Source organism: Mesorhizobium sp. M4A.F.Ca.ET.090.04.2.1, assembly GCF_003999085.1.
In the GTDB taxonomy this organism is placed as follows: Bacteria; Pseudomonadota; Alphaproteobacteria; order Rhizobiales; family Rhizobiaceae; genus Mesorhizobium.
In genome coordinates this window covers 1-4,820 of sequence record NZ_RZOT01000477.1, presented here as the reverse complement: position 1 = coordinate 4,820, position 4,820 = coordinate 1, and the positions used below count along the sequence as shown (strand labels likewise).

The window sequence follows — 4,820 nt, the reverse complement described above, 5'->3', positions numbered from 1 at the left end:
ATCTCGGCGGCATCGATGTCGCCGGCGCGGTGGCTCGACCACAGGCGGCGGCAGTCGGTGCAGGCGCCCAGTGTCTCGCCCTTGTGGTGGCCGACGACCATCGAGCCGACCGGCACAACGACCGTCGGCAGGTCGGCGCTGATGGCGCCCATGATCTGCGCCGGCAATGTCTTGTCGCAGCCGCCGATGACGACCACCGCGTCCATCGGCTGCGCGCGGATCATCTCCTCGGTGTCCATCGCCATCAGATTGCGCAGCACCATCGAGGTCGGGTGGGCGAAGGATTCGTGGATGGAGATGGTCGGGAACACCATCGGCAGCGCGCCCGAGAGCATGACGCCGCGCTTGACCGCCTCGATCAGCTGCGGCGCGTTGCCGTGGCAGGGATTGTAGTCGCTCGCGGTGTCGACAATGCCGACGATCGGCCGCTCCAGCGCATCGTCCGAATAGCCGGCCGCCTTGATGAAGGCCTTGCGCAGGAACAGCGAGAAGGCGGCGTCGCCGTAGCTGGTCAGTCCCTTCCTGAGGCCGCGATACGCCAATCGACACCTTGGGGCTGGATTTCACCCTGACTGCAGGCGCCCTGGTGGAGCAACCGCTGATCGTCACCATAGGCAAATGGCTCAGATTGTCAATAATTCTAATCTGGTTCCAGCAGAAATACCTACAATGTGGCGATCATAACTTGTCACTCATGGTCGTATTATCGATTATCAAGACCATGCGCTGCAGTTGCGGAAAGGCTCTCTCTGCGGCTAGAGTGACCGCAAAGGACGCGGCAAGGACAAGAAAATGCTCCACGTGGCAGACTATGGCGGCAAGGAAGCCGACGTCGTTAAGGCGCTGGAGGAGGACATCATCTTCGGCCGCCTCGCGCCCGGCACACGGCTGGTCGAAGATGTGCTGCTCGGACGCTTCCCGGTGTCGCGCCACACCATCCGCCAGGCGCTCTACCAGCTGGAGAAACTGGGCGTCGTCACCCGCGAACGCAACAAGGGCGCGATGGTGAGAAGGCTGTCACCCGACGAGGTCAGGCAGATCTACGAGGTGCGCGAGCTCTTGCAGCGGCAGGCGGCGCTGATGATCCCGTTGCCGGCCAGCGATGCACTGATTGCGGAGCTGATGGAGATCCAACGGGTCTACAGCGCCCATGTCGACGCCCACTATCTGCGCGGCATCCACGAGGCCAATGACCGTTTCCACCTCACCATGTTCTCGGCCTGCGGCAACGACTACCTGGTGTCGTCGATCGACCACTACATGCGGCTCAGCCTGCCGGTGCGGGCGAACTCACTCGCCGATCCGCAGAAGCTGGAAGTCTCGCGCCAGCACCACTGGTTCATGATCGAGGCGATGAAGCGCCGGGACAACTGGGTGCTGGCGCAGCTCTGCGTCGACCATCTGCAGCCAAGCAAGATGTTCTATCTCGAGGCGATCGAGAAGGCGGGGGATGGGGTTTAGGGGCCCTCTTACCCCGCCGCCAGCCGCCGCCGCACCACTGCCGCATGGAACCGCGCGCCATGGACCAGGCCTTCATCATTGAAATCATAGGACGGATTGTGCAGCGGTGCGGAGGCGCCGTTGCCGAGGAAGATGAAGCAGCCCGGCACATGGGCGAGGAAGCGGGCGAAATCCTCCGAGCCGGTCATCGGCTCGGCCGCGACGCCGACGGCATCGCCGGCCAGCACGCTCCGGGCCGCAGCAAAAGCTTCGTCGACCAGGCTTGCGTCGTTGACCAGCGGCACGAACTCGCGCGTGTAAGTGACTTCGGCGGCGACGTCATAGGCCTGCGCCGTGCCCTCGGCGATGCGGCGCATCTCCTTCTCGATCGCGGCACTCACCTCGGGCCGGAAACTCCTGGCGTCGCCGAGGATGCGGGCAAGGCCCGGCAGCGCGTTGCGGGTGCCGTCGGTGATCAGCTCGGTGACCGAAACGACGCCGATATCGGCGGGGCTCAGGCGCCGCGAGACGATGGTCTGCAGGTTGACGACCAGCGCGCAGGCGGCGACCAGCGTCTCCTGGCCGGCATGTGGACGCGCGGCATGGCCGCCGACGCCTTTCAGCACGATCTCGAAATTGTCCTCGGCCGACATGATCGGCCCGACGCGGGTCTCGAAATGGCCAATGGGCAGGCCCGGCATGTTGTGCAGGCCGAATATCTCCTCGAAGGGGAAGCGCTCGAGCAGTCCGTCGTCCAGCATGGCGAGCGCGCCCCTGCCCCATTCCTCGGCCGGCTGGAAGATGAAGCGCACAGTGCCGTCGAAGCCGCCTTCGGCGGCAAGCAGCTTTGCCGCGCCGAGCAGCATCGAGGTGTGGCCGTCATGGCCGCAGGCATGCATGGTGCCGGGTGTCTGGGAGCGGTAGGCCATCGTGCCCTGCTCGGCGATGCGCAGCGCGTCCATGTCGGCGCGCAGTGCGATCGCCCGGTTGCCGCTGCCCCTGGTCAGCGTGCCGACGACGCCGGTGCCGCCGATGCCTTCGGCGACCTCGAGCCCGAACGCGCGGAGTTTTTCGGCAACGAAGGCCGAGGTGCGCTTCTCCTCGAAGCCGAATTCGGGATGGGCGTGGAGATCGTGCCGCCACGCCGTCATCTCGCGGTGCAGTGCCTGCTGGTCGAGTTTGGCCATCGTCGCCCCTAAGCCTCTTCTTTACGCACTCGGACCGAAAGCTACGGCGAAGTCGCCGAGCCTGCTACGGCGAAGTCGCCGAGCCTGCTACGGCCCAAGTCGCCGAGCCTGACCGTCATATACTTTCCGGACTTGTTTCAGGCAGGCTGCATCAGCACGTCGTCCGGCGCCACGCCGACCAGTTCGGCATAGCGGCCGGGGTCGGTCGCCCCCTCGGAGTTGATGACGAGCACGCGCGAATGGGTGTCGAGGTCGAGTGCCGCGCGCATCTGCTTGTCGCCTGCCGCGCGGATCAGTCCGGCGAGCCCCGCACCGCCGCTTTCGCCGGAGATGATTGCCGGATCGTTGCCCAAGGGTCGCGCCAGCCGCTTCATCACGGCGACCGCATCCTCTTCCTCCACCGTCATGAAGGCATCGCCGACGCGCGCCAGCACGCGCCAGGCGACCAGTGACGGTTCAGCGCATTCGAGCATCGCCATCACCGTCGACTGCTGATGCGCGATCGTTGCCGGACGTCCGGCCTCAGCCGAGGCGTAGACGCAGGCCGAGCGCCCCGGCTCGACCACTACGGCCTTCGGCCGCCGCCCGCCGAGCATAATCGCCATATGGCCGGCGATCGCCGCGGCGAAGCCGCCGACGCCGGCCTGCAGGAAGACATGCGTGGGCGGCTCGGCCACCTGCCGCAGCGTCTCGCGCACGATCACCGTGTAGCCCTGCATGACCAGGCCGGGGACGCGCTCATAGCCCGGCCAGGACGTGTTGGAGACGATCTTCCAGCCGCGCTCGGCGCCGACGCGGGCGACTTCGCGCACCGCATGATCGTAGCCGCCCTCGACCTGCACGATCTCGGCGCCGAAGCGGGCGATGGCCGCGACACGCTCACGGCTTACGCCAGCATGGACGAAGATCACCGAGCGCGCGCCGACCAGGCCGGCGCCCTGCGCGACCGAGCGGCCATGATTGCCGTCGGTGGCGCAGACAAAGATCATGCTGGACGCGATCTCGCGCACCTTGGCGTCGTTGATCTCGCCGATATCGACGGTGCGGCCGAGCCACTTGCCTGCCTCCTCCAGCACCAGCCGTATGACCGCATAGGCGCCGCCCAGCGCCTTGAAGGAGCCGAGGCCGAGACGCTGGCCTTCATCTTTGACGTAAAGTGCGGCGATGCCGAGTTCATCGGCCAACGCCGGCAAGGCGTGCAGCGGCGTTTCGACATGGTTGTGCCGCGCCTTGAGATAGTGCTCGGCCCGCTCGCCTCCCGCCATGCCGAGGGACTCGGCATCGGCCGCAACCAACGGCTGGTTGTGTTCGGGACGTTGATTGAGCAGCAGCATGGCATTCTTTCTTCGAGGCACTGAACTTATTGGCGCGCGCGAAAATTCGCCGTCTAAACTCGCTGAATGATTGATTTTTGTTTCGGCCCGATGTCGCCGGATGCCAACCTCTGCAAGACTCGACGCCTTCGACGTGACTATTTTTGGTGGTGTCATGGCTTGGCAACACTGTGCCGCAGAAGCCGGCGATCCGCGTTTTCTGCTGCCGCGGTCAGTCGGCCGCCAATCTCGCGGCGACGCCGAGCAGGATGTTGGCTCCGGCAACCAGTTCGCCGGCGGCGGTGAACTCTGCCGGGTTGTGGCTGATGCCGCCCCGGCTCGGCACGAAGATCATCGCGGACGGCGCGATGCGCGCGATCATCTGAGCGTCGTGGCCGGCGCCCGAGGTGATGCGCCGGCAGGAAAGGCCGGCGGCTCCGGCAACCTCCTCGACCAGCGAGACGATGCGGGCATCGAAGGTTACCGGCTCGAAACGCGCCAGGCTTTCAGCCTGGACGGTGACGCCGGCGCTCGCGGCAAGGTGGTCGAGAAAGGCGGCGAGCGCCGCTTCCTCCTCGCGAAGGTGCGTTTCGTCGGGATCGCGGAGGTCGACGGTGAAGGTCGCCCGCGACGGGATGACGTTGATGGCGTTGGGCTCGAAGGCGATGGTGCCGACGGTGGCGACCGTCGGCGTCGGCGAGGCGCCGGCGCGGTCCGCCAGGAAGCCGATCACCCGCGCGGCGGCGACGCCGGCATCGCGGCGCATCGACATCGGCGTTGTGCCGGCATGGTTGGCCTCGCCCTCGATCGTGATGCGCTGCCAGGAAATGCCCTGCAGGTTTTCGACCGCGCCGACGGCGATGCCCTCGCGTTCCAGCAC

Annotated in this window: 5 protein-coding genes; 1 reads left to right on the top strand and 4 read right to left on the bottom strand. The window is 66.3% G+C overall.

Annotated elements, in window-relative coordinates:
- The coding region (locus EN781_RS26025; protein ID WP_189347863.1) for a dihydroxy-acid dehydratase at positions 1-542 on the bottom strand (542 nt) is incomplete at its 3' end.
- A gap of 250 nt (positions 543-792) precedes the next feature.
- Between EN781_RS26025 and EN781_RS26020 the strand changes: the two genes are divergently transcribed.
- Complete coding sequence (locus EN781_RS26020) at positions 793-1,461, top strand: GntR family transcriptional regulator (RefSeq protein WP_127400470.1); 669 nt, start codon at positions 793-795, stop codon at positions 1,459-1,461.
- An 8-nt stretch (positions 1,462-1,469) separates the two neighbouring features.
- Here EN781_RS26020 and EN781_RS26015 read toward each other — a convergent pair whose 3' ends face one another.
- The 3 genes from EN781_RS26015 to EN781_RS26005 all read right to left on the bottom strand — a co-directional run.
- Positions 1,470-2,627 carry a M20 aminoacylase family protein gene (locus tag EN781_RS26015; protein WP_126055246.1) on the bottom strand — a complete coding sequence of 386 codons (1,158 nt, stop codon included), beginning with the start codon at positions 2,625-2,627 and terminating at the stop codon, positions 1,470-1,472.
- A 137-nt stretch (positions 2,628-2,764) separates the two neighbouring features.
- Positions 2,765-3,961, bottom strand: a complete 1,197-nt coding sequence (locus tag EN781_RS26010) for a diaminopropionate ammonia-lyase (protein WP_126055247.1) — start codon at positions 3,959-3,961, stop codon at positions 2,765-2,767.
- 211 nt (positions 3,962-4,172) lie between these two features.
- The coding region (locus EN781_RS26005; protein ID WP_127400469.1) for a hydantoinase/carbamoylase family amidase at positions 4,173-4,820 on the bottom strand (648 nt) is incomplete at its 5' end.